27 protein-coding genes and 1 tRNA gene are annotated in these 23,068 nt (G+C 41.8%); 15 read left to right on the top strand and 13 right to left on the bottom strand.

Annotation, left to right across the window (positions count from 1 at the left end):
* Positions 1 to 31: 31 nt before the first annotated feature.
* A complete protein-coding gene (locus ACFQ1G_RS06365; protein ID WP_380737704.1) occupies positions 32 to 1,285 on the bottom strand; it encodes a type IX secretion system plug protein in 1,254 nt (417 codons plus the stop codon).
* 161 nt (positions 1,286 to 1,446) lie between these two features.
* Between ACFQ1G_RS06365 and ACFQ1G_RS06360 the strand changes: the two genes are divergently transcribed.
* The 8 genes from ACFQ1G_RS06360 (at position 1,447) to ACFQ1G_RS06325 (ending at position 8,912) form a co-directional block, all read left to right on the top strand.
* On the top strand, positions 1,447 to 2,790 hold the full coding sequence (locus tag ACFQ1G_RS06360) for a Na(+)-translocating NADH-quinone reductase subunit A (RefSeq protein ID WP_380737702.1): 1,344 nt from the start codon (positions 1,447 to 1,449) through the stop codon (positions 2,788 to 2,790).
* A 10-nt stretch (positions 2,791 to 2,800) separates the two neighbouring features.
* Positions 2,801 to 3,985, top strand: a complete 1,185-nt coding sequence (locus ACFQ1G_RS06355) for an NADH:ubiquinone reductase (Na(+)-transporting) subunit B (protein ID WP_380737700.1) — start codon at positions 2,801 to 2,803, stop codon at positions 3,983 to 3,985.
* Positions 3,986 to 3,987: 2 nt separating this feature from the next.
* Positions 3,988 to 4,728 carry a Na(+)-translocating NADH-quinone reductase subunit C gene (locus tag ACFQ1G_RS06350; RefSeq protein WP_380737699.1) on the top strand — a complete coding sequence of 247 codons (741 nt, stop codon included), beginning with the start codon at positions 3,988 to 3,990 and terminating at the stop codon, positions 4,726 to 4,728.
* Between the two features lie 5 nt (positions 4,729 to 4,733).
* A complete protein-coding gene (locus ACFQ1G_RS06345; RefSeq protein ID WP_380737697.1) occupies positions 4,734 to 5,492 on the top strand; it encodes an NADH:ubiquinone reductase (Na(+)-transporting) subunit D in 759 nt (252 codons plus the stop codon).
* Between the two features lie 24 nt (positions 5,493 to 5,516).
* A complete protein-coding gene (gene nqrE, locus ACFQ1G_RS06340) occupies positions 5,517 to 6,131 on the top strand; it encodes an NADH:ubiquinone reductase (Na(+)-transporting) subunit E (protein WP_380737695.1) in 615 nt (204 codons plus the stop codon).
* 10 nt (positions 6,132 to 6,141) lie between these two features.
* Entirely contained in the window at positions 6,142 to 7,431 is a 1,290-nt protein-coding gene (nqrF, locus tag ACFQ1G_RS06335) for an NADH:ubiquinone reductase (Na(+)-transporting) subunit F (protein WP_380737693.1), read from the top strand.
* Between the two features lie 100 nt (positions 7,432 to 7,531).
* On the top strand, positions 7,532 to 7,888 hold the full coding sequence (locus ACFQ1G_RS06330; RefSeq protein WP_380737691.1) for a Na(+)-translocating NADH-quinone reductase subunit F: 357 nt from the start codon (positions 7,532 to 7,534) through the stop codon (positions 7,886 to 7,888).
* Between the two features lie 4 nt (positions 7,889 to 7,892).
* Entirely contained in the window at positions 7,893 to 8,912 is a 1,020-nt protein-coding gene (locus ACFQ1G_RS06325) for an FAD:protein FMN transferase (RefSeq protein WP_380737689.1), read from the top strand.
* 3 nt (positions 8,913 to 8,915) lie between these two features.
* Here ACFQ1G_RS06325 and ACFQ1G_RS06320 read toward each other — a convergent pair whose 3' ends face one another.
* The 6 genes from ACFQ1G_RS06320 to gpmI form a co-directional block, all read right to left on the bottom strand.
* Entirely contained in the window at positions 8,916 to 9,683 is a 768-nt protein-coding gene (locus tag ACFQ1G_RS06320) for a class I SAM-dependent methyltransferase (RefSeq protein ID WP_380737687.1), read from the bottom strand.
* Positions 9,680 to 10,243, bottom strand: coding sequence for an HNH endonuclease signature motif containing protein (locus ACFQ1G_RS06315; protein ID WP_380737685.1), 564 nt, complete (start codon positions 10,241 to 10,243; stop codon positions 9,680 to 9,682). Before ACFQ1G_RS06315 ends, ACFQ1G_RS06320 begins: the two co-directional genes overlap by 4 nt.
* Positions 10,243 to 11,061 (bottom strand): type I methionyl aminopeptidase, encoded by an 819-nt coding sequence (gene map, locus ACFQ1G_RS06310; RefSeq protein WP_380737683.1) that lies wholly within the window; start codon positions 11,059 to 11,061, stop codon positions 10,243 to 10,245. Before map ends, ACFQ1G_RS06315 begins: the two co-directional genes overlap by 1 nt.
* Entirely contained in the window at positions 11,061 to 11,471 is a 411-nt protein-coding gene (locus ACFQ1G_RS06305) for a BT0820 family HAD-type phosphatase (RefSeq protein WP_380737681.1), read from the bottom strand. The genes map and ACFQ1G_RS06305 overlap by 1 nt, the downstream gene beginning before the upstream one ends.
* An 85-nt stretch (positions 11,472 to 11,556) precedes the next feature.
* On the bottom strand, positions 11,557 to 12,111 hold the full coding sequence (locus tag ACFQ1G_RS06300; protein ID WP_380737680.1) for a thioredoxin family protein: 555 nt from the start codon (positions 12,109 to 12,111) through the stop codon (positions 11,557 to 11,559).
* Positions 12,111 to 13,628 (bottom strand): 2,3-bisphosphoglycerate-independent phosphoglycerate mutase, encoded by a 1,518-nt coding sequence (gene gpmI / locus ACFQ1G_RS06295; RefSeq protein WP_380737678.1) that lies wholly within the window; start codon positions 13,626 to 13,628, stop codon positions 12,111 to 12,113. The genes ACFQ1G_RS06300 and gpmI overlap by 1 nt, the downstream gene beginning before the upstream one ends.
* Positions 13,629 to 13,911: 283 nt before the next feature.
* Here gpmI and ACFQ1G_RS06290 point away from each other — a divergent pair, with 283 nt between their 5' ends.
* Positions 13,912 to 14,670: a murein L,D-transpeptidase catalytic domain family protein gene (locus tag ACFQ1G_RS06290; RefSeq protein ID WP_380737676.1), complete on the top strand. Its 759-nt coding sequence runs from the start codon at positions 13,912 to 13,914 to the stop codon at positions 14,668 to 14,670.
* Here ACFQ1G_RS06290 and ACFQ1G_RS06285 read toward each other — a convergent pair.
* Genes ACFQ1G_RS06285 through ACFQ1G_RS06270 form a run of 4 tightly spaced genes read right to left on the bottom strand, consistent with a single transcriptional unit; the run spans position 14,667 to position 17,675 of the window.
* Positions 14,667 to 16,322 (bottom strand): L,D-transpeptidase family protein, encoded by a 1,656-nt coding sequence (locus ACFQ1G_RS06285; protein ID WP_380737675.1) that lies wholly within the window; start codon positions 16,320 to 16,322, stop codon positions 14,667 to 14,669. The genes ACFQ1G_RS06290 and ACFQ1G_RS06285 overlap by 4 nt on opposite strands.
* Positions 16,323 to 16,348: 26 nt before the next feature.
* Positions 16,349 to 16,813 (bottom strand): GNAT family N-acetyltransferase, encoded by a 465-nt coding sequence (locus ACFQ1G_RS06280; RefSeq protein WP_380737673.1) that lies wholly within the window; start codon positions 16,811 to 16,813, stop codon positions 16,349 to 16,351.
* A gap of 2 nt (positions 16,814 to 16,815) precedes the next feature.
* A complete protein-coding gene (locus ACFQ1G_RS06275) occupies positions 16,816 to 17,112 on the bottom strand; it encodes a GNAT family N-acetyltransferase (RefSeq protein WP_380737671.1) in 297 nt (98 codons plus the stop codon).
* Entirely contained in the window at positions 17,112 to 17,675 is a 564-nt protein-coding gene (locus ACFQ1G_RS06270) for a ClpP family protease (protein ID WP_380737669.1), read from the bottom strand. The genes ACFQ1G_RS06275 and ACFQ1G_RS06270 overlap by 1 nt, the downstream gene beginning before the upstream one ends.
* A gap of 60 nt (positions 17,676 to 17,735) precedes the next feature.
* Between ACFQ1G_RS06270 and ACFQ1G_RS06265 the strand changes: the two genes are divergently transcribed.
* The 5 genes from ACFQ1G_RS06265 to ACFQ1G_RS06245 all read left to right on the top strand — a co-directional run bounded on the left by ACFQ1G_RS06265 (position 17,736) and on the right by ACFQ1G_RS06245 (position 20,231).
* A complete protein-coding gene (locus ACFQ1G_RS06265) occupies positions 17,736 to 18,161 on the top strand; it encodes a GNAT family N-acetyltransferase (protein ID WP_380737667.1) in 426 nt (141 codons plus the stop codon).
* 48 nt (positions 18,162 to 18,209) lie between these two features.
* Positions 18,210 to 18,282 (top strand) — tRNA-Gly (locus tag ACFQ1G_RS06260).
* Positions 18,283 to 18,565: 283 nt separating this feature from the next.
* On the top strand, positions 18,566 to 18,763 hold the full coding sequence (locus tag ACFQ1G_RS06255) for a hypothetical protein (protein WP_380737665.1): 198 nt from the start codon (positions 18,566 to 18,568) through the stop codon (positions 18,761 to 18,763).
* A 33-nt stretch (positions 18,764 to 18,796) separates the two neighbouring features.
* Positions 18,797 to 19,618, top strand: coding sequence for a GNAT family N-acetyltransferase (locus ACFQ1G_RS06250; protein WP_380737663.1), 822 nt, complete (start codon positions 18,797 to 18,799; stop codon positions 19,616 to 19,618).
* Between the two features lie 4 nt (positions 19,619 to 19,622).
* Positions 19,623 to 20,231, top strand: a complete 609-nt coding sequence (locus tag ACFQ1G_RS06245) for an alpha-ketoglutarate-dependent dioxygenase AlkB family protein (protein ID WP_380737661.1) — start codon at positions 19,623 to 19,625, stop codon at positions 20,229 to 20,231.
* Here ACFQ1G_RS06245 and ACFQ1G_RS06240 read toward each other — a convergent pair.
* The gene (locus tag ACFQ1G_RS06240) at positions 20,221 to 21,135 is read right to left on the bottom strand and encodes a glutaminase (protein WP_380738472.1); all 915 of its coding nucleotides are present in this window, start codon (positions 21,133 to 21,135) and stop codon (positions 20,221 to 20,223) included. The genes ACFQ1G_RS06245 and ACFQ1G_RS06240 overlap by 11 nt on opposite strands.
* Before the next feature lies 1 nt (position 21,136).
* The gene (pepE, locus tag ACFQ1G_RS06235; RefSeq protein WP_380737660.1) at positions 21,137 to 21,844 is read right to left on the bottom strand and encodes a dipeptidase PepE; all 708 of its coding nucleotides are present in this window, start codon (positions 21,842 to 21,844) and stop codon (positions 21,137 to 21,139) included.
* Positions 21,845 to 22,254: 410 nt separating this feature from the next.
* Here pepE and ACFQ1G_RS06230 point away from each other — a divergent pair, with 410 nt between their 5' ends.
* Entirely contained in the window at positions 22,255 to 23,034 is a 780-nt protein-coding gene (locus ACFQ1G_RS06230; protein WP_380737658.1) for a hypothetical protein, read from the top strand.
* The last annotated feature ends 34 nt before the right edge of the window (positions 23,035 to 23,068 follow it).

The raw sequence follows: 23,068 nt of genomic DNA, 5'->3' as shown, positions 1-23,068 counted from the left end.
CATGCGTTATAATTACAATCCCAAATATATGTTAATTCGAAATAGTAACCGAGTTTTGATTTCCAACTCCAATTACTCTTGAAAATCTGGCTCCTGGGGGGTGGTAATATATGATCACTGTATAATCATTTTCTGTAGATGTGAAATTTCCGCTGAAAAAGCCTTCATCCAGCGTACCGTCTTTCCGAAGTAATACATATTTATAATCGTAGTATCCCTGTTTGAAGAGCCTGGCGGTTTCATAGGTGCCTGTCAGGGGATTATACTCCAGCCTGGTGCTGTCGTCCAGAATAAAATTATTGAATCCACCATAAAGGTGTACTTCCACTTCATTAAATTTTTCAGTGGTCTGTAAGGCAAAATGAGTCCATACATACCCGGCCTCGATTGAGTTATCTCTGCCCTGCATGGTTCTCACCACAAACTTTCCGTTTATATCCGGATTATACGTATAGGGTTCAAAAGCCCTTATCTGGTCCCTGAATAGGTAATGATGGTAAAGATCTTTAACTTCTATGGAGCGAATTTTTACAGTGGCTGCTCTTAGATCCTTGCTGTCAAAGTTCAGGAATTCATTGCCGGCCCAAAAGGCAGTGGGTTGATCATATTTATAGATCAGTTCATTACCTATATTATATTGAGGTTTGATGTTGTAGATCCCAGTTTTGAGATTATTATTCTGAAGGATCACTGCTCTAACCGATTCTTCAGGATTTCGGATAATGAAATCAGGGGAGTTGACAGAGAAATTCACCACTTGCTTGGTATGGATGAATCGTACGTCCCTTGATTTTTTGATCTCTACCGCAACCGAAGTAAGAGGTTGATAAATGATGAATTTTCTGGAAAAGATCAATTCCCTAGCTTCATTAAATACCTTGAGCATGTAATTTCCGGAAACCTTTAATCTCTGAGTATCTTCATTCGGAATGTTTAACCGGTAATGGGAATAAAGCTGAAGAGTGTTATAGGAGTTTTGGTAATTCACGATCCTTACATTGTCAAAACCTTCCATGTATTCAGATTTGACAAGTTGAGAAGGTGTCCAATCGTAATTGTAATGCTCTATGGTGTAATAATAGTTGGCTTCATCCCCAATAATGTCATCAAATTCAAGATTGAGTCCGGAGCCCAGTTCGATAACGGGAACCCCGCTATAGGAATTGCCGCTGTTGAAAATAACCGTGCGAATATAATTTGGTGGAACTTTTTCTATTATTCCCTGGGACCAGACGGATAAAGGAAGTGCGAAAAAAGCGAGAATCAGGGTGATAAATGTCTTCATTCCTTGAATTAAAATTTAAAGATACTGAAAAACTGATTAGGATCAGTATTTGGTCATTTTAACAGCAAAACAGCCCAAATTAATTGATTTTAAATTGGGAAGTGTGGGGGTAAAATGCATAAATTTGCACCAATTTTAAATGAATTTTAACACTCCATCCTATGTCAAACGACATTAGAATTAAAAGAGGGCTTACCCTACGATTAAAAGGGGAGGCGGACAAAACAATAGTTGATGCACCCCGCTCAAAGACTTTCGCGATAAAACCGCCGGACTTTCATGCAGTTGTTCCGAAGATGGTTGTGAAGGAAGGGGCTGCCGTTCAGGCAGGAGATGAACTTTTCTTCTCCAAATATACCCCTGAAGTTCGCTTTACCTCACCAGTTAGTGGTACTCTAAAAGAGATCAAGCGTGGCGATAAACGCCGCATCATGGAAATTATCCTTGAGGCTGATGCAACAGATTCCTATAAGGAATTTGGAACTATGGATCCGCTTACTGCCGATGCAGAAGCTGTGAAGAACAGGATCCTGGAAAGCGGATGCTGGGCTTTTGTGAGCCAGAGACCATACGACATCGTAGCAGACCCGAAAGATACTCCAAAAGCAATCTTTGTTTCGGCAATGAACACGGCTCCGCTATCTGCAGACGTTGAATTCTTGCTGAAAGATAAAATGGATGCTTTCCAGGCAGGTTTGAACGCCTTGTCTAAACTTACTGCCGGAAAAGTGCATGTTTCTTATGCAAATGGAAGCAGCGCTTTCAAAGGGCTTCAAAATGTAGAAACACACATGGTTTCAGGACCGCACCCTGCTTCAAATGTTGGTGTGCAGATCCATAATATCGATCCTATTAATATTGGAGAGCGTGTATGGACGGTGAACCCTGAAGATGTTGCTATAATCGGGGAGCTTTTCCTTACTGGAAAATTTAATGCAGAAAGAACTCTTGCTGTAGTTGGAACCGAAGCTAAAGATCGTAAATACTTCAAAACCAAAATTGGAGCGAACGTTGCAGATCTTGTAGGAACTGTAGATGAAGATAATGTTCGTATCATTTCAGGTGATGTGCTTACCGGTCAAAAAGTGAGCAACAACGGATACATCGGATTCCTTCCGAATGAGATCACGTTGATCCCTGAAGGTAATAAATACAGAATGTTTGGATGGTTGCCATTCACTTACAATAACATTCCTTCTAACTCCCGTACTTCTTTAACCTGGTTGTTTCCGAAGAAAAAATACGAGGTCAATACCAACCTGCACGGGGAGGAGAGAGCTCTTGTGGTTACAGGTGAAATGGAAGAAGTGATGCCAATGGATATTTTCCCAATGCAGTTGTTAAAAGCTTGTATGGCCGGTGATATCGAAAAAATGGAAAACCTGGGGATCTATGAAGTAGCTCCTGAAGATTTTGCATTGGTGGACTATGTGAACACTTCAAAAATTGAAGCACAAGAAATAATAAGACTAGGGTTAGATTTAATGATCACCGAAGTAGGATAAACTGTTTACTATGGAATGGATTAGACAAAAATTAGATAAATTTAAAGAGCCCTTCGCGAAAGGGAAGAAACTTGAAAAGTTCGCTCCGGCATATAATGCCCTGGACACTTTCATGTTTACCCCAAATCATACTACGCAGAAAGGTGCCCACGTTAGGGATGCCGTAGATTTGAAAAGGGTGATGATAACTGTGGTATTGGCACTTGTTCCCGTATTACTTTTTAGTATGTGGAATACTGGGTACCAGTATTTAAGTCAGGTGCAGTCAGAAGTAGGAGTATGGGAAGCTTTCTTAGATGGCGCCCTTAAGATCTTGCCAATGATCATTGTGTCTTACGCAGTAGGACTAGGAATTGAATTCGCATTTGCAATTTTCAGAGGACATGAGGTGAACGAAGGGTACCTGGTAACAGGGCTTTTGATCCCAATGATCATGCCTGTTGGACTTCCGTTATGGATGCTCGCGATCTCTGTTGTTTTTGCAGTACTTATCGGGAAAGAAGCTTTTGGTGGAACCGGGATGAACATTTTGAATCCGGCTTTAACTGCCAGAGCTTTCGCATTCTTCGCGTATCCAACTTATATGTCTGGTAACAGCGTTTGGGTTATGAATGCTGCGGAAGTAGACGGAGTTTCAGGAGAGACTATTTTAGGAACTTTGGCTGCCGGTCAAAACGTGGAATACAGCACAATGGATATGTTCATGGGCTTCATTCCTGGATCTGTTTCAGAAACCTCTACAGCCTTGATCCTTTTAGGAGCTTTATTCCTGATCTTTACAAAGGTTGGAAGCTGGAGAATTATGGTGAGCGCGGTAATTGGTGCTGCTGTAATGGGATTGATCTTTAATGCGCTTCCTTCAATGGGAGTTGCAGGAAATGAGTTGACAAACTTCCCTTGGTACGAGCATTTAATAGTAGGAGGATTGGCCTTTGGTATTGTTTACATGGCTACAGATCCTGTATCGGCTGCACAAACATATAAGGGAAAATGGATCTATGGATTCCTTATCGGTTTCTTCTCTGTTATGATCCGTGTTTTCAACCCTGCTTATCCGGAAGGAGTAATGCTAGCCATTCTTCTTATGAACGTGTTCGCTCCAACTATTGATCACTATGTGATCCAGGGCAACATCAAGCGCAGATTGAAAAGAAAAAAAGCAGGTATTAACCAACAAGTTGAAACTGTAGTATAGTTATGGAAGAGAAAACAGTAAATAAAACGAATTCCAACTCTTACACATTTATTTTCTCCATCGTTATGGTGGTGATAGTTGGGGTGGTATTGGCATTTGCCGCTACGTCTTTACAGCCAAGGCAGTATGAGAACATGCGAAAGGAAAAAATGCAGAATATCCTTGCCACTGTAGGAGTTGAAACAGATCGTGACGGTGCCCAGGAACTTTTTGACCAGTATATTACTGAGCAGGTCGTTCTTAATAATGAAGGTAAAGTTAAAGAAGGTGTTGACGCCTTTGATGTAGATCTTGCTAAAGAACTTAAGAAGCCGGCAAATGAGCAAAACTTTCCATTATACATTGCAGATGTAGAAGGGAAGGCTTATTACATTGTTCCATTAAGAGGAGCCGGACTTTGGAATGCTATTTTTGGATATATCGCTCTTAAGGATGATGTAAATACTGTAAAAGGAGCTGTGTTTGATCACGTGGGAGAAACTCCCGGTCTTGGTGCAGAGATCACCCAGGAATGGTTCCGTCACCGTTTTGATGACGAGAAGATCTTTGATGATAATGGAGAATTGGTTGGTGTGTCTGTAGTGAAAGGTAATGCCAGTGCTTCCAAAGATGATAATAAAGTAGATGCGATTTCTGGAGCCACAATTACAGGAGACGGTGTTTCTGACATGATCTCTGAAAGGCTCAATCATTATCTGCCTTATTTCAAGAGTAAAACAGATATTAAAGTTGCAAATAATTAGGATTTATGGCACAGGAAATAAAAAATACACCTGAGCAATCTGCTGAGGTATCAAAAGAAGAAAAGAAGAAAGCAATGATACTTTTTCTTTCAGATTCTGAAGAAAAAGAGCATTTCCTTTCTAAAGCAAATAGAAAGCTTCTTTCAGATCCGTTAGATGATGATAACCCAATTACCGTTCAGGTACTTGGTATTTGTTCGGCATTGGCGATCACCGTTCAGCTGGAGCCTGCTATCGTTATGGCAATTGCTGTAATGGCGGTAATGGCCTTCAGTAACATGATCATCTCTGCACTTAGAAATATGATCCCTAACCGTATTCGTATTATCGTACAATTAGTGGTTGTTGCTTCTCTTGTGGCTTTGGTTGACCAGGTCTTGAGAGCTTATGCCTATGATGTAAGTAAGCAGTTATCTGTTTTCATCGGTTTGATCATTACCAACTGTATTGTAATGGGGCGTTTGGAAGCATTCGCTTTGGGTAACGGAGTTTATAAGTCTTTCCTTGACGGAATTGGAAACGCTGCCGGATATGGTTTGATCCTTATCATTGTAGCATTCTTTAGAGAGCTACTTGGTGCCGGAAAATTATTCGGTTACGAGGTACTTGGGCATAAAGGGGTTACCCTTGCTGAGTCTACCGGATTGTACGCTCTTGGATATGAAAATAACGGATTAATGTTACTGTCTCCAATGGCTCTTATCGTGGTAGGACTTATCATTTGGGTACAGCGTTCAAGAAACCGTAAATTAATTGAAGCCTAATCTAGAACAGCAAAAAATTCAACTATGGATTATATAAATTTATTCGTTAGGAGTATCTTCATTGAGAATATGGTGTTTGCCTATTTCCTTGGGATGTGCTCTTACCTGGCAGTATCAAAAACTGTTAAGACAGCAGTCGGATTAGGAGCTGCGGTAATCTTCGTATTAACCATCACAGTACCAATCAACTTTTTACTTGACAACTATCTTTTAAGACCCGGAGCTTTATCCTGGTTGGGTGAAGATTATGCGTCAATTGACCTGAGTTTCCTTAGTTTCATCATGTTCATCGCGGTGATCGCGGCCATGGTACAACTTGTGGAAATGATCGTAGAAAAATTCGCGCCGGCTCTTTATGGAGCGCTGGGGATTTTCCTTCCTTTGATCGCGGTAAACTGTGCGATCCTTGGAGGATCCTTGTTCATGCAGCAAAAGGATTTTGCGGGAATTGGAGAATCTGTAACATATGGACTGGGAAGTGGAATCGGTTGGTTCCTTGCAATTCTTGGAATTGCCGCTATCCGTGAAAAGATCGCTTACTCCAATGTGCCTGCTCCTTTAAAAGGACTCGGTATTACATTTATCATTACCGGATTAATGGCCCTTGGGTTCATGAGTTTTATGGGAATCAAACTATAGAGAGAAAGACATGGAAGTAATTATAGCAAGTGTAGTAGTATTTTTAGTATTGATCTTACTATTGGTCGTCATTCTTTTGACAGCAAAGGCCAAGTTGATCCCTTCAGGACCGGTAAGTATCAATATTAACGGAGAAAAAGATTTAGAAGTTGGTTCCGGTGGAACACTGCTTTCAACCCTGGGAGAGAACAAACTGTTTTTGCCTTCTGCCTGCGGTGGTGGTGGAACCTGTATCCAGTGTAAGTGTATCGTTTCTGAAGGTGGTGGAACTATCCTTCCTACAGAAGAGCCTCACTTCACCCGTAAGGAGATCGCCGATGGATGGCGTCTTGGATGTCAGGTGAAAGTAAAGCAGGATATGAAGATCCAGATCCCTGAAGAGATATTCGGTATCAAGAAATGGCAAGCTACCGTAGTGAGTAACTACAACGTGGCCTCTTTCATTAAGGAATTCGTTGTTGAGATTCCTGAAGATATGGACTATAAAGCAGGTGGATATATCCAGATCGAGATCCCTAAGTGTGAAGTGAAGTACCAGGATATGGACATCACTGCTCACCCTGAGGAGCACCCTGGAGAACCTGATAAATTTAAAATGGAGTGGGATAAGTTCAACCTTTGGCCACTTGTAATGAAGAACCCTGAAACAGTAGAGCGCGCCTACTCTATGGCCTCTTATCCTGCTGAAGGAAGAAGGGTTATGCTGAACGTTCGTGTTGCCACTCCACCATGGGATAGAGCTAAGAACGACTGGATGAGCGTTAACCCTGGGATAGCTTCTTCTTATATCTTTAATTGTAAAAAAGGAGATAAAGTGACCATTTCAGGACCGTTTGGTGAGTTCTTTATCAACCATTCAGATGCAGAAATGATGTACGTAGGTGGTGGTGCCGGGATGGCTCCAATGCGTTCTCACTTATATCACCTTTTCAGAACATTGAAAACTGATAGGAAAGTTACTTACTGGTATGGTGGTCGTTCTAAGCGTGAATTGTTCTACACAGAGCACTTTAGAGCTTTGGAAAGAGATTTCCCTAACTTTAAGTTTTACATCGCTTTATCTGAGCCTTTAGAAGAAGATAACTGGAAGGTTAAAGATGGAATTGACGGAGAAGGTGACGGATTCGTAGGATTCATTCACCAGGTAGTGATTGATAACTACTTAAACCTTCACGATGAGCCCGAAGAAATTGAATTCTATTTCTGTGGACCTCCATTGATGAACAAAGCTGTTGAGAAAATGGCCGAGGACTTTGGTGTTCCGCCAGAGAATGTAAGATTCGATGATTTCGGAGGATAATATGATCCTTCAGAAAATATAATTAAAACAGCCGTCTTTTGACGGCTGTTTTCTTTTACCCCCGTTTCGATTCATTATTATTAATCCGTAAATTTGCGTCATGCCAAAACTAACAGATCAGGAACTGCACAATCTCGCGATGAACATCGTGGGGAAACAACTCGAGGAAGACGGATTCGAATTCCTTGGCGTCAGTAGTGAATTCAAAAAAGATCCGCAGTTTGTCGCTCTTAAGAACAAAAAACTGCATTTTGTAATTGTGCGCGCTATCGAGTACCCGCATGATCCCAAAGAAATTCCATATATCTTTTTGGAAACCATCAAGGAACACGCGAAAAAATTCAACGCCCGTACTTTTTATGCCGGGGTAGGGTTGGCCAACTCCAGAGATTATGAACTCCCAGTAGACAGTTCAGATGATTATGTGGTCAATTATGCCGGCCTTCAAGAAATATAACACTATGAAATTCCCCTTTTTAAAACTCTTTGTTTTACTGATTTTTGCCGGTATGTTTCAATCCTGTGAGAAAGAACCTACGGCTAATGTTCTGCAGGGGGAGGCCCTGGGTACAACTTACAGTATAAAATATTATTCTGAAGAGGATATTCCCTTAGAGAAAGCTCTAGATTCCATTTTTGAAAGGGTGAACCAATCCATGAGTACCTATCGGGAAGGATCTGATATTTCCAGATTGAACCGAAACGATTCTTTAGTGCGGGTTGATTCGCTTTTTCAAAACGTTTTTAAGCTGTCAGAGAAGGTTTATCAGGAGAGTGAGGGGTATTTTGACCCTACGGTTGGTAAGCTCGTTAATTTCTACGGATTTGGGCCTGAGAAAGAAGAGGTCACCATTGATTCTGTCAGGATAGATTCCTTGAGGCAATATGTAGGCCTGGATAAGATCAGGATCACTTCCGAAGGAGAGGTAAAAAAAGATATTCCCGGGATCTATATTGATTTCAATGCCATCGCGAAAGGATATACAATAGATCTCATCGGACATTATCTGGATTCAAAAAAGGTAAATAATTACCTGGTTGAATTAGGTGGTGAACTTTTAGCAAGAGGGGAGAATCTTGAAAAGCAAGCTGTCTGGACGGTGGGAGTCGATGATCCTTCTCAAACCGAAGAAAGAACACTTACCGCGGCCGTACAATTAAAAGATCGTGCGATGGCTACCTCAGGTAACTACAGAAAGAACAGGCTGGATCCTAAAACCGGAAAAATGTACGTTCATACCGTTAATCCGTTAACGGGATATGCAGAAAAAAGTGATGTTTTAAGCGCTTCTGTGCTTGCGGAAAATTGTGCTCTGGCAGATGCATACGCAACAGCCTTTATGGCCATGGGATTAGAACGTTCAAAAGAAATGCTTTCTAAGACTGAAGGTGTGGATGTGTATTTGATCTACGCAGGTGAAAATGGAAGCATTGAAGAATTTACCACGCCGGGATTTCTGGAGGTTTTGATCGAGCTGTAAGTTCTATTTCCGCGCGACAGGAATAATTTCCCCTTTTGCAAGGCGGTATCTATCCACAATTTCCGGTTCAAGGTGTGAAGTGAGATCGACTTCTTCAACATGAAATCCTATGGATCTAAGTTTGTCAAAATAATCTCTTCCGTAAACACGCACATGATCGTATTGCCCGAAGATCTTCGCCCGCTCTTTAGGATCTGTGATGCTATCATCCTCAAAGGTCTTTTCCCTTTTCAGGTCCTGCGGGATCTGTAAAATAGCAGTTCCTCCCGGAGATAATACCCTATAGAGTTCGCTCATCGCCTTATCATCATCAGGGATATGCTCCAGGACATGATTGCAGAGAATAAAATCGAAGGAATTGTCTTCAAAAGGCAGATCACAGATATCAGCTTTTACATCGGCCAGGGGAGAGTGAAGGTCGGTTGTGGTGTAATCTAAGTTTTTTAATTTTCTGAAACGTTTGTAAAAGGCTTGTTCGGGTGCAAAATGAAGCACCTTGTGAGGTTCAGTAAAGAAATTGGTGTGTTCCTTTAGGTAAAGCCATAAAAGTCGATGTCTTTCCAGGGAGAGGGTAGAAGGGGAAAGTACATTTTCCCGTTGGTGCTCGTAACCATAAGGTAGGAACTTCGAAAAGCTTTTTCCGTCGATAGGATCGGTATAGCGATCTCCTTTTAGGCTCAGCAATAAAAATGGTTTAGCCAGGTAGCTGAGTCTAATTAGAATGGGGCGGGGAATGCGATTGAGGAAAAATTTAAAGGCTTTCTTGATCATACTTTTATATCAGCCCAGTTTTCTCCCGACTTAATGCGGTAAAGTTGCATTTCAGAAACTCCAAATTGTTTCGCAAGTACACGAATGCGCGTTTTGCGTTCGGGATCCAACAGTTTCTTCTTTAAAATGGTTGCCTGGGCATAGGTTAACTTAGAATAGCATTTTATAGTGCCTTTCTTGCGCTTTACTTTATTTTCTTTCACCTGTGGATTTTCCTGCTGGTGAGCGACCCATTCTTCCTTGGTGGCCCAAGTCAGGTTATCTGCGCGATTTTCGGTCTTGACGTAATTGAGGTGAATAACGAATTTATCATTTTCCTTTTTTGGAAGGAAAAGTTCGGCAACAACCCTGTGAATGTAGCAGGCCTGTTTCTTTCCGTTCTTCAAATTAGCGACAAATGTTAGGAAGCCCTGTGATTTTCCACCTTTCAGAAGTTCACCTTTTGGGTTCTTTACAAAGCTCAATACCCTTCCGTAGTTTGAGATCTGATACCGAAAGCGATCCTGCCAGGTTTCTTTGTGGTAAGGTTTCCACCTTTCCTGTCGAAAATTTCTGATCATTAAAAGTTGATGGTTTTCGCCCGGAATTCGTCCTCTTCATTACTGGTTATTCCCAAAGCCTCATAAATATAATGAAAAGTTGATAATAGTTCAGGCTTGCCGTCGATTAATGCGATATCATGTTCAAAATGAGCACTTGGCTTATTATCTGCTGTTAAAATGGTCCAGCCATCCTTGAGTTGCTTGATGCGATGCGTGCCGGCATTGATCATAGGTTCGATCGCCACGACCATACCTTCAATGAATTTCTTTCCGCGCCCTCTTTTTCCGTAGTTAGGCATTTCAGGATCTTCATGCATCTTTTTCCCGAGTCCGTGCCCAACAAGTTCTCTCACTACTCCAAAACCGTTCTTTTCGGCATGTTGCTGGATCGCAAAACCTACGTCTCCAACACGATTACCCAGTTTGAATTCCCTGATGCCAATGTATAGGGACTCTTTGGTGACCTTTAGTAATTTTTCGGTTTCGGCATCGATCTCACCCACTGCAAAAGTGTAAGCATGATCTCCGTAAAATCCGTTTTTCAGCGCCCCGCAGTCAATCGAGATAATGTCCCCTTCAACCAGTGGCTGGTCGTTGGGTATTCCATGTACCACCTGTGCATTAGGACTCATGCATAAGGAGTTCGGGAAATCATACATGCCTAAAAATCCTGGTTCGGCCCCGTGGTCCCTAATGAATTCCTCTGCCATCTTATCCAGCTGCAGTGTGGTCACTCCCGGTTTAACTTCAGAAGCCAACATCCCCAACGTTTTTGAAACGATAAGGGCACTTTCTCTCATTAATTCTATCTCTTCTCTTGACTTTGGTATGATCATTAGATTCTTTTAAAAATTGTAAATAACCCGTTCTTTTTCTTCTGAAAGGGGGCTGTTTCTTTGGTGGTGGTCAATTGATGATAAATTTCACCCCATTGCGGAAGTCCGTTAATATTCCTGTCATCAATGAATAGATCGGCAAGGATCTTTCGGCTGATGCAATCTTCATATTCTTCTTCGGGGTAGCTTTTATTGACCGCATAGAATTCAATGCCCTGGTCAGCGCAGAATTCTACGGCTTCTTCTAATTTTACACCGCTTCTGTAGGTCCATAAGATCAATTGATGACCTTCCTGTTGCAGCTTCCGAAGGGTTTCAAAAGCGAATAATATAGGTTTTCCAATTTCAGGATACCGGTTTTCCACCAGGGTACCGTCGAAATCTACTGCTATGGTTAATAATTTTGGCATGTTGCAAAAGTAAAAAGAATAGCAGAATTAAACCATTTTTTGAAAACCTCCTGTTTCCCGATCGCCAAAGCGATCGGGAATTATTCTATTCATAGGAGTTCTTGTAATCTCTACCTGTAACAATGTCTGCAATATCCTGCTCAAAGTTTTGCTGAGGATATTCCACAAACCTGTTCAATTCCTCTCCGTCTTTCAAAAAGATGATGGTAGGGACATAGATGATATCATATGATTTTTCATACTCATTAGGCAACGTTTTATTGCGGGTCACCCCGTTGATCTCCAGCCTGTCCATATCATAATCACTTAGTTCAAGCAGTCGTAAAAACTTCGGAACTTCCCTCTGGCTGTCTGAGCACCAGGTACCCATAAAGATCTTGATCTCGTAATCATTGATATTATTCTTGATCTCTTCAAGAGCAACTTCTTCAGGTTTGTAGGATTCATACATAGGATTGAACCAGGCCGCATGCGGTTCCTGAAGAAAATTTTCTTTTGTAAGTTTTCCGATCTCTACTTCGGGATCCTGTTGTTCAACAGGTTCAGGGGTGCTTTTTTTTGTTTCGGTACTTTCGTCTTGCTGAGCGCTTCCGCAGTTCATGGCAGAAGCGATCATAAGGAAATACATTAAAAATTTCATTAAACTAAGGATTTTTGAGTCATTAATTCCGGTTTTTCGATACCCATTAATTTAAGGATGGTAGGTGCTATATCCCCAAGATTTCCGGCTTGCAAGGATTTTACATCTTTATCTACCAGGATGAACGGTACGGGATTAGTGGTATGCGCGGTATTGGCGCTTCCATCGGGATTGATCATGGTCTCACTGTTACCGTGGTCAGCGATCACCAGGACCGAGTAATCGTTCTCAACTGCAGCCTCGATCACATCTTTAGCACATTTGTCAACAGTTTCACAGGCTTTTACGGCCGCTTCAAAAACTCCGGTGTGTCCAACCATGTCGGGATTGGCGAAATTCAGGCAAATGAAATCGGCTGACTTTGATTTTATTTCTGGAATAATGGCATCCCTAAGTTCATAGGCGCTCATCTCTGGCTGCAGGTCATAAGTCGCGACCTTTGGGGAGTTGATCATGATCCTCTGTTCTCCTTTGAAAGGTTTTTCCCTTCCGCCGGAAAAGAAAAATGTCACGTGAGGATACTTTTCGGTTTCCGCGATACGAATTTGTTTTTTGCCCGAACGTTCCAATACCTCACCTAATGTGGCTTTAATATCTTCCTTGCTGTAGACAACATTGATATTTTTAAAGGTCTCATCATAGCGGGTCATGGTCACATAGTAAAGCGGAAGCTTCTTCATGTCGTAGTCAGGAAAGTCTTCCTGTGACAAAGCCATGGTTAGTTGTCGGCCACGATCTGTTCTGAAATTGAAGAAGATCACTACCTCTTCTTTATGAAGGGTGGCCACGGGGTTGCCGGAATCATCGGTCAGTACGATAGGCTTGATAAATTCATCGGTCACTTCATTGTCATAGCTGTCCTGGATCGCCTTTAGAGGATCGGTATATTTTTCACCCTTTCCGTTTACGATAAGGTCATAGGCCAGTTTGGTACGTTCCCATCGTTTATCACGATCCATCGCATAATAGCGACCTATTATGGAAGCGAGTTTGGTATTGGTGCTATCCAAATGTCCTTGCAGGTCTTCCATAAAGCCTTTTCCGGAAAATGGATCAACATCCCTTCCGTCTGTAAAAGCATGAACATACTTGTTTTTCACACCGGCCTCGTCTGCCGCCGTGAGCAGTCCTTTTAAATGTTTTATGTGGGAATGCACTCCACCGTCACTAAGCAGACCCATAAAATGGATTGGCTTATCATTTTTTATTGCATAGTCAAAAGCCTGTTCCAAAACGGGCTCGTTCCCTAAAGAGTTATTATCTACCGCGATATTGATTTTCGCTAAGTCTTGATAGACGATTCTACCGGCACCAAGGTTCATATGGCCGACTTCGCTGTTTCCCATTTGCCCTTCAGGTAAACCAACGTTCATTCCATCAGTGCGAAGTGTGCTATGTGGGTATTTATCAAATAAAGAATCTATAAAGGGGGTATTTGCCTGTGCGATTGCAGAGACAGACGGATCCTGACTTATTCCCCAACCGTCCAGGATCATTAGGATCACTTTCTTGTTCATTGTAAAAATTATTTCCGTAAAGATATGAAATCTTAGTTTCCAAGCCCTGTGAGAGGAAGGGAATATTAAGGATAACGATTGCGTATTTTAACATAAAATACCTCGCTAAAAACTTTAACATAAACCTAAAAATTTATAACACAATAATTTTAGTTTTCCGGGGTTATTGATTATGTTACGCCCTCTTTAAATAATTGATTTTAACAGTATTAAGTGGAGTTATTCTGAGTTTGGTACGACCTTTGAATAATTTAAAGTCCTTAACTAAAATTAACACAACAATATGATAAACAAATTTCTGATCCTTGCGACCTTTTTAACAGCTTCTTATGCTTTTACTACCAATGAATTAGAAAATACTTCTGTTGCCTCTGCGTCAGAAAAAACCACCTCAGAAAAAATTACTGTTGAAGATCCTGCCTCTCTTTCTGAAGAGGAGAAGATCGACCGCCTATATGAATCTTTTTTGTCGCTTAATGCTTCTATGCCGGCAAGAGATGTTTTTGCCAATGGCATCAAAGGATATCAGAAATTGAATGAAGAGGGTAAGATCCAGAATGAGATCCTTACTATTGTTGACTTCGGAAAAGCTTCTACTGAAAAGAGAATGTGGATCCTTGATATGACCACTCAAAAAGTGCTTTTTAACACCTATGTTGCTCACGGTAGAAATACCGGGGGGAATAAAGCAGTTAAATTTTCAAATACTCCCAATTCATTTCAGAGCTCATTAGGGTTCTATGTGACCGCTGAGACATATTATGGCAAGAACGGCCTTTCCCTGTTCATCGACGGAATGGAAAAAGGGTTCAATACCAAAGCGCGTGAGCGTTATGTAGTTATCCACGGTGCAGATTACGCTACTGAATCTTTTATTAACAGAAACGGGAGACTGGGAAGAAGTTATGGATGTCCTGCCGTGCCTCAGGAAATCTCCAAAGAGATCATTGAGCTTATAAAAGGTAAGTCAGCATTATTTATCTATCACCCAAACCAAAAATATTTACAGAATTCAGAGTATCTGAATGAAGTTGCAGTCTAATTAACCTGCAGTAACCTGGAATAGATTTCCTTATCCAGGTTATATACATCCTCTGTAAAAACAGTTTTATTACCGGCCCGCCAGGCAGTCCAATAAAAATGATGGACCTGGATGGGCCGGTTTATTTTTACCTGCTTGGTAACGCCGCTGGCAATAGCCTCCCTGATCTTTTCTTCCTGCCAGTCAGGTTGGTCGTTTAGAATATAACCTGAAAGATCTACCGCATTTTCCACCCTAACGCATCCTGAGCTTTCTGCACGCTGATTCTGACTAAAAAGATTCTGCGCCGGGGTATCATGCAAATAAATAAGATACTTATTGGGATAAATGATCTTTACTTGTCCCAAAGGATTTGAAGGTCCTGCTCTTTGCACATAATTATAAGAATAAACCTGCGAACTCGACCAGTCGATCGTAGCCGGGTCAAGGGTCTTTCCATCCCTGCCTATGACTTTCATGTTGTGACTGCTAATGTAGGAAGGGTCCTTGGCGGCCCTGGGAATCACGTCCTCTTTCTTAATGGTAGGAGGGATGTTCCACTGGGGGTTGATAACAATATATTCAAGCGTATCGGTGAAGACCGGGGTTTGTCGTGCCCTGCTTCCCGCGATCACATTGTGGGTTCGAACGGTATCTCCGTCCTTTACTACCGCAAGCCTGAAATCAGGGATGTTGATAAGGATATAATGCTCTCCCAGGTCACGCGGGTACCAACGCCATCTTTCCAGATTAGCCAGGATCTGATTGTATCGTTCTGTGGGAGTCATGTTGAGTTCCGCGATCGTCGAATTTCCAATGATCCCGTCTACCTGAAGACCTTTGTTCTTCTGAAATTTTTTGATGCTTTCCTGAAGTGCTTCGGAATAAATACTATCCGAAACATTAATGCTGTCGGGTAATAATTGTAACTCCTGAAGTCTTTTGGAGATGCTTCTAACACGACTGTCTTTTTCTCCGGGCTTGATAAACCCTCCTTTTTCCACTTTTTGAAAAGCCTGTTCTTTCTCTTTCAGAAGTTTGTATTCTTCTAAAGCTGATTTTAGTTGGGAATAGATAGGATGGGAGGGTCTTAGCTGGTTAAAGGTGGCTGAAATATCATTATTCCCCAATCCTTTTTCCAGCAATCCGGGGAGGTCAATTGGTTTTCTCGAAACGCCCCAGTTCTTATAAAGTTCTCTGGGCTCTAATTTTCCGAAGTAAAGATCATGAGCATACTTAAAAAAGGCGTCGGTCAAATAGATATCCATTTGGGCGATCTTTTCAGAAGCGGCTTCGGTTGAACTCAGGATTTCCAGGAGCTTGTCTTCCTGGTAATCTCCCGGAGTAAGACCTTCCTCTTCCACCTTTTCCAAAAGTTCCAAAAATGTCTTTCTGTTTCCCTCTTTTTGCCAGGCAGTTTTAAAGTCCCTGTTTTTATAGAAAGTTTCAGTTTCAGCGGACAGATCAGGGCTAATTTCCTGCAGCTGACTTTCAATAATTTGAGGATCTGTTTCGTAATCCAGTTCTGCTTCAGATGAAATTTCAGATATATTTTCAACCGATTCTACTGGAGCCTCATCAGCTTCTTCAGAATTTCGGAATCCCTCGTCACATGAAAATATTCCGAAGGAAAAAAGGGAAAGAATTAATATATTTTGAACGTGCTTTTTCATAGATGAGGGGTTTAAAGCCGGGGGCTTTATAGTTCTTTGAACATCACCACGTGCATACACACATTGGGGATCATAAAGGCTTCGCCTTTGGTAGAGTAGTCGTAACGCTTGTAAAAATCTGTCGCGGTTTCCCGGGCGTTGAACCACAGCAGGATTGAAGACCGCTTTTCTCGAAGATTTTTTTCACCTTCAAGTAAAAGCAATTCGCCCAGTTTCTTTTTTTGAAATTCAGGGAGCACTGCCATTCCCCGGAGTTGATACTGACTAGTGGCGTCAAACATAGGATTTGAATTTTCCATATAACTGGCAACTCCTACCAGTTTATCGTCAATATAGGCTCCAAAATGAAGGGTTGAGGTGGATTCATCCCCTTCAAAAATGCATTCCTGGAGAGGTTTTCCCGGTCTAAGCACCCTGCTTCGAATAGGGTAAGTTTCTGCAGCAGAAATTTGCCTGACAAGTGCGGGGCTGTTTTTTAAATGTACAGTCAAGGCTATTCTTCAGTTACTTGAACTTCCTGGTACTCCTGGTGTCTTTCAAATTGTTTAGCCGCATACTCACAAAGGGGGTCTATTTTAAGATTGTTTTCCTTAGCATATTCTACACTGTGTTTCACCAGTCCGCTGGCAAATCCCTGACCGGTGTATTCAGGTTCAGTTTCCGAATGGTCCAGGGTCATCACATTATTATCATTCATGGTATAGGTTAATTCAGCGACGATATCTCCGTCCTTTTCAATGTAGAACATACCTTTTCCTTCTGTCTCTTTTTGTTTTATCTTGTTTTCCATTAAATATTTTTTTTGAGTACGTCATCCACGATACCATATTCCATTGATTCGGTAGCATCCATCCAGTAATCGCGGTTAAAATCTTTTATTACGCGTTCGTAGTCCTGGTTACAATTTTCGGCAAGGATCTTTGCGCTCAGGTCTTTTATCTTTAAAATTTCAGTGGCTTGAATTTCTATGTTAGAAGCCTGTCCCTGTGCGCCACCGCTCGGCTGGTGAATCATCACTTTTGCGTGCGGCTGGATAAATCTTTTTCCTTTAGTTCCTGCGGAAAGCAGTATGGACGCCATGGAGGCTGCAATTCCGGTACATATGGTCGATACGGGGCTATTCAGGGATAACATGGTGTCATAAATAGCAAACCCGGCTGTGACATAACCTCCCGGACTACTGATATAAAAATGGATCTCCTCGTTTCCTATAGAATCAAGATACAGCATTCTTTCAATAAGATATTTTGAAGCCTTATCATCTATTTGTCCCCAAAGAAAGATCTTTCTGTCACTTAGGAGAGAGCGGTCAATAATATCCTGTATTTTGCCTGAATTTTTTTTGTTATCCATTTTAATGATTGGTTATAGAATTCAGTTAAAAATATGACTATTTTTGCGGAAAAGTCACGAATGAACCTAGCATTTAACAAGATTTTAAAGGAAGATATTCCGCAGATTCTACCCCTCATCCAGCGGTTAATGGAAAACCAGTTTTCTGATGAGATCCTGTTGGAACGTTTCACCGAAATGTTCACCCAGAATTATGAATGCTTCGGAATTTATCTTGATGAAAAGCTTATCGGGGTCTTCGGGATGTGGTTCATGACCAGACATTATGCAGGAAGATCTTGTGAGCCCGACCATATTTATATTGATGAGTCCTATAGAAATTTGGGAATAGGGAAAAAGTTGTTTGAATTCATATATGATTATGCCGGGAAAAAAGGCTGTGAGACCTCAGAGCTAAATAGTTACGTAAGCAATTACCGAAGTCATAAGTTTTACCTCAATGAAGGCTACGTGATCAAGGGTTATCATTTTTTAAAAAAGCTTTAATTTTTTTTGGAGAGATAAAAAGTTTCGATTTATATTTGCAGGGCTAATGCGGGAGTAGCTCAGTTGGTAGAGCGTCAGCCTTCCAAGCTGAATGTCGCCGGTTCGAACCCGGTCTCCCGCTCAAAGCCCCATCGAAAGATGGGGCTTTTTTTTTGCGGAAGGCCGGGTGAGAAGTTTATCCCGAGTGCAGTCGAAGGGAACCCGGTCTCCCGCTGATCGAAAGATGGGACTTTTTTTTGCTTTCTTCCTTAATAATCTACATTGAAACCTGTTTTGTATTTATGATAATCCAGGCTGAATTTATTTGTGGGATTGTTAATATTTTCTTTAAATTTTAGTATTTTCCTACAGTGAATTAATAAAGTTTGTAACTTCCTTGTAAGTAATTTTAAAAAATACAGGATATGAAGAATGCAAACCCTTTGTTTTTAGTAGGTACCCTGGGCATGTTATTGACCTCGATATCTAATATCATTTTAAATGCCCTGGTTCCTGAAGAAAGTATTTATTTTTCATTTTCCATTCTGTATCCTGTCTTCCTGGTTATTCTTCTTATCGGCGCATCTGGCGTGGTGAAAAATCCAACTAACTCTAAACTATAAATTTGTAATTTTCCACCTCTCAAAAGAGGATTTATGGAGATCAAAAAATTGGACGTTATAACCCAGGAAGAGGTTATAACCTGTCTGCTTACAGCATTTTCAAACTACTTCGTTGTGCTGCCCGATGATGTCAATTATTGGAAAGCCCGCTACCGCGCTGCACAAATTGACTGGAACCTATCCTTCGGAATGTTTGACGGCGATAAGCTGGTTGGGTTTATTATTAACGGGATCGATGTCCATGAGGGAAAAAAAACGGCCTATAATTCCGGAACAGGTGTGTTGCCAGAATATCGTGGAAGGGCAATTGTGGACCAACTTTACGATCATGCTCTTTCTGAATTTCAAAAATCAGGTATCGAAAAATGCCTTTTGGAGGTCATTTGTGAGAACGAGCGGGCGCTGAAGGTATATCAGCGTATAGGTTTTAAATCCCGGCGAAAGCTGTTTTCCTATAAAGGTGAACTCCCAAATTCTATTACCGATTCTCAACTTCAGAATGTTACTTTTGGGGAGATTTTAGAGTCCGGGTATTATAAGGCTTCCAATTATTCATGGGATAACCTGGCCAAACCTGTTGAAATTTCAGAGGTGAATAAAAACAGCTTTTTTGTCACTTCGGAAGAAGGGAGATCCCTGGGATATTTTGTGTTAGGTCCGAACGGGCAGGTAGTGCAAATAGAAGCTTCTGAAGAGAAGGATATTTCCGAAGTCTTAAAGGCAATAGGCAAAGTGACTCCCGCTCTTCGTTTTGGGAATGTCCCTGAGCACCGGAAGCAGCTTCTGAATGATTTGAGATCACTCGGTTTTGAAAATACCGTTAATCAATACGAGATGGAAATGCATTTGAATTAGTTATATGGAAATACTGCCGGAATCTTTAAATAATTTGTTGCCTTATGACGGAGAAGTTTATTTCTTCGGAAAGATCCTGCCTTCCAAAAAAGCTGATCACTACTTTAACCGACTGATGGAAGATATCGACTGGCGGCAGGATGAGGTGATCATCTTCGGAAAAAGGATCATCACAAAGCGTAAGACAGGATGGTATGGCGCCGAAGAATTCGAATATACCTATTCCAGGATCACCCGGAAAGCGAAGATATGGACCCCGGAATTGAAAGAATTGAAAGACCTTATTGAGGAGAAGACCGGTTTAAAATTCAATTCCTGCCTGCTGAACCTCTATCACAGCGGGGAAGAAGGTATGTCGTGGCACTCTGATGCTGAAGCTGAATTGGGAAAAAACCCGGCGATCGCTTCCTTAAGCCTGGGTACAACACGAAAATTCGTGTTGAAACATAAAACTTCCAAAGAAAAAATAGAGCTGGAGCTACCTCCCGGAAGCCTTCTGCTCATGCAGGGAGAAACTCAAAAGTACTGGGTGCACAGCCTTCCGAAGACAAAAAAAGTAACAGAACCAAGGATCAACCTGACCTTTAGGAATATTCAAAAAATTAAAAAATAGAGTAACCGGTCAGCGTGGTCAATCTTTCCAGTGCTGCCATTCCCAAAGCGGAATTTCCTTTGTGGTTCAAAGGCGGGCTCCATACGGCGACGGCATAGTGATACGGATTCACAGCGACAATTCCTCCTCCCACGCCACTTTTTCCGGGAAGGCCTACCTCAAAACTGAATTCTCCGGCTTCATCATAAAATCCGCAGGTCTGCATGAGGGCATTGATCCTTTTCACCTGCCTTCCGGTAAGGAATTCCCGGTCTGAATCAAGCGTGGTGCCCTGGTTGGCAAAAATGATAAAAGCCTGGGCCAGTTCCCGGCAGGACATTGCAATGGCGCATTGATGAAAATAAAAGTCCAGCACATCTTCCACATTGTTCTCAATATTCCCGAAAGACTTGAGGTAGTTTACCATCGCGTAATTACGGTAACCTTCAGATTGTTCTGAAGCTGCTACGGTGTAATCAAAATCAATACTGGTGTCACCTGTTAACTCGTGCAGGAATGTGAGCAAGGCCGCCTTAGGATTGGTAAAAGAAGAGACCAGCACATCGGCTACCACTAGAGCCCCTGCGTTGATGTAGGGATTTCTTGGTATCCCTGAATCATTCTCCAGCTGTGAAAGGGAATTAAACGGATCGCCCGATGGTTCCACGCCCACGCGGTTCCAGAGATCATCTCCCATCACCTTCATGGCCAGACTTAAAGTGAATACTTTTGATATGGATTGTATTGAAAAGCGTTCCGCACTGTCTCCAAATTGGTAGTTTTCCCCGTTGAGGTCATAGAGATGCATCCCGAACTTACTGGCCGGTACTTTGGCCAGTTCCGGAATGTACGATGCGACCTTTCCAGAGGGTTGAGTATCTGAGAATTCCTGCTGGATCTGTGCCAGTATTTTATCGTATTCTATCTTAGCTGAGGTCATTCAGGCTTGTTTCGGGTTCAACTTCATATGGTTCCTGTCCTGCTTCAAAGATCCTTGCGGTAAGCTTTCCTTTTAAAGTGATATTCTCTCCTTTTACTTCGAGCCAGCTTCCTTCACGCAGTCCCACCACTGGAGGGGTATTGAATTGATGGAATTCCTTGATACGGGTTTCGCGGGTTTCACCCTTATGCGTAGAGTTTGGGTCCGGATCCAGATAATGCGGATTGATATTGAAAGGAACAAATCCCAGGGTATTGAAACTTGGCGGGTAAACGATGGGCATATCATTGGTGGTTTTCATGGTAAGACCGCCAATATTAGTGCCTGCGCTGGTTCCCAGGTAAGGAGTGCCGTTGGAGATCGCGTTTTTCAGAGGAACGATCAATTCATGGTCATAAAGCTGTTTCACGAGCAAGAACGTGTTCCCACCGCCGGTGAAGATCCCTTCTGCTTGAGATACTGCTGTCGCGGCATTTTTAAATTCATGAAGCCCTTTCACTCGAAGTCCGGCTTTTTCAAAGGCCTTTTGAGCAAGGGAGGTATATTCATCATGCGATATTCCGCCGGGGCGGGCAAATGGGATAAATACTATTTCTGAGCATCCTGAAAAATGCTTTTTTAGTTCAGGAATAAGATATTCTAAGTAATCCTGTCCGTGTAAGGTAGAGGTACTTGCCAGGATGAGATTTTTCATATGATCGGGTTTTTTGTAAAAATACTTAATTGTTGGGAGGTAGTGAAGAGGTGAGGGAGTGAAGTTGTGAAGTTGTGACCGGGTGAAGCTGTGATCTTGTGAAGTTGGGAAGTTGTGACTCTTTGAAGAGTGATAGAAACAATCAACAAGTTAAAGAGAGGACAGTGGACAGAGGGTAGAGGACAGAAAGAATTAATTCGTGTATTCGTGGCGAAAAAATAGAGATGAAATAAGAATTAGTAACTTTAGATAAAATAATCAACTTCAAAAAACGGTCAACCCTATTTAGGACTCCCCACTCAACAAACCATAAACCTTAAACCTTAAACATTTCGAGATTTAACTAAAGTTTAGTCGGGGTTTAGATTTTTGTAAACAATTGATTTTGTTACTTTAAGAAAATCCGACCTATGAAAACCTTTCTAACTTTTTTAATTTTTCTCATCTCCCTTACCGGATTTTCTCAACGAGTGTTGATCAACGGAACGATCAAGGTTCCGGCAGGGGAAGACCCACAGGGAATTTCCATTGTAAATTCCACAGCTATGAGAGCCACGATCTCCAATGAGGCAGGACTTTTTCAGATTCGTGCCGCGGAAGGAGACACCCTTAGTTTTTCCTCCCTGCAATTCCAGGATTTTTCGGTGATCATAGATGAAGGGGTGATCACTACCCGTGAATTGAACGTATTCGTTTCTGAAGCCGTTACAGAATTGCCTGAAGTGGTGGTGACGCCTTACGACCTCTCCGGAAATGTGCGGGTGGACGTACAGATCATTCCGACTTCAGATCTCGACCTGCCCAATAAATCGGCTGCTGAGATCGATCCTTATGAATGGGAATTTCCACCCGATTCGCTGGTCTCGCCCCCAAACGCTGCCATGCGTACCAGTATGATGGTAAATGGAGCGAATTTCGCCAATATCTTCCGGAATATTTTGAAAAGCCGGGAGGTTATAAACATTGAGGAGTCTGAAGAACTGGAAGACGAGATCCTTCTTTTATATGATGACGATTTCTTCAATGAAAACCTGAACATAAAAAAAGAGAACATCAAGGAATTTATCTATTTCGCAGAAGATAACGGACTGACCAAAGCCATGCTCAAACCAAAGAATGAAATGAAGTTAATTGAATTTTTAGTGGTGCAGAGTCAGCGGTATAAAGAGATCAAAGCGGGGAGTAATTAATAGTCGGGAGACGTGAGTCGATAGGCGGTAGTCA

The sequence above is a fragment of the Salinimicrobium gaetbulicola genome, assembly GCF_042676025.1.
Classification (GTDB): domain Bacteria; phylum Bacteroidota; class Bacteroidia; order Flavobacteriales; family Flavobacteriaceae; genus Salinimicrobium; species Salinimicrobium gaetbulicola.
Note: the sequence above shows the minus strand (reverse complement) of the source record. Positions and strands in the feature narration are given on the sequence as shown.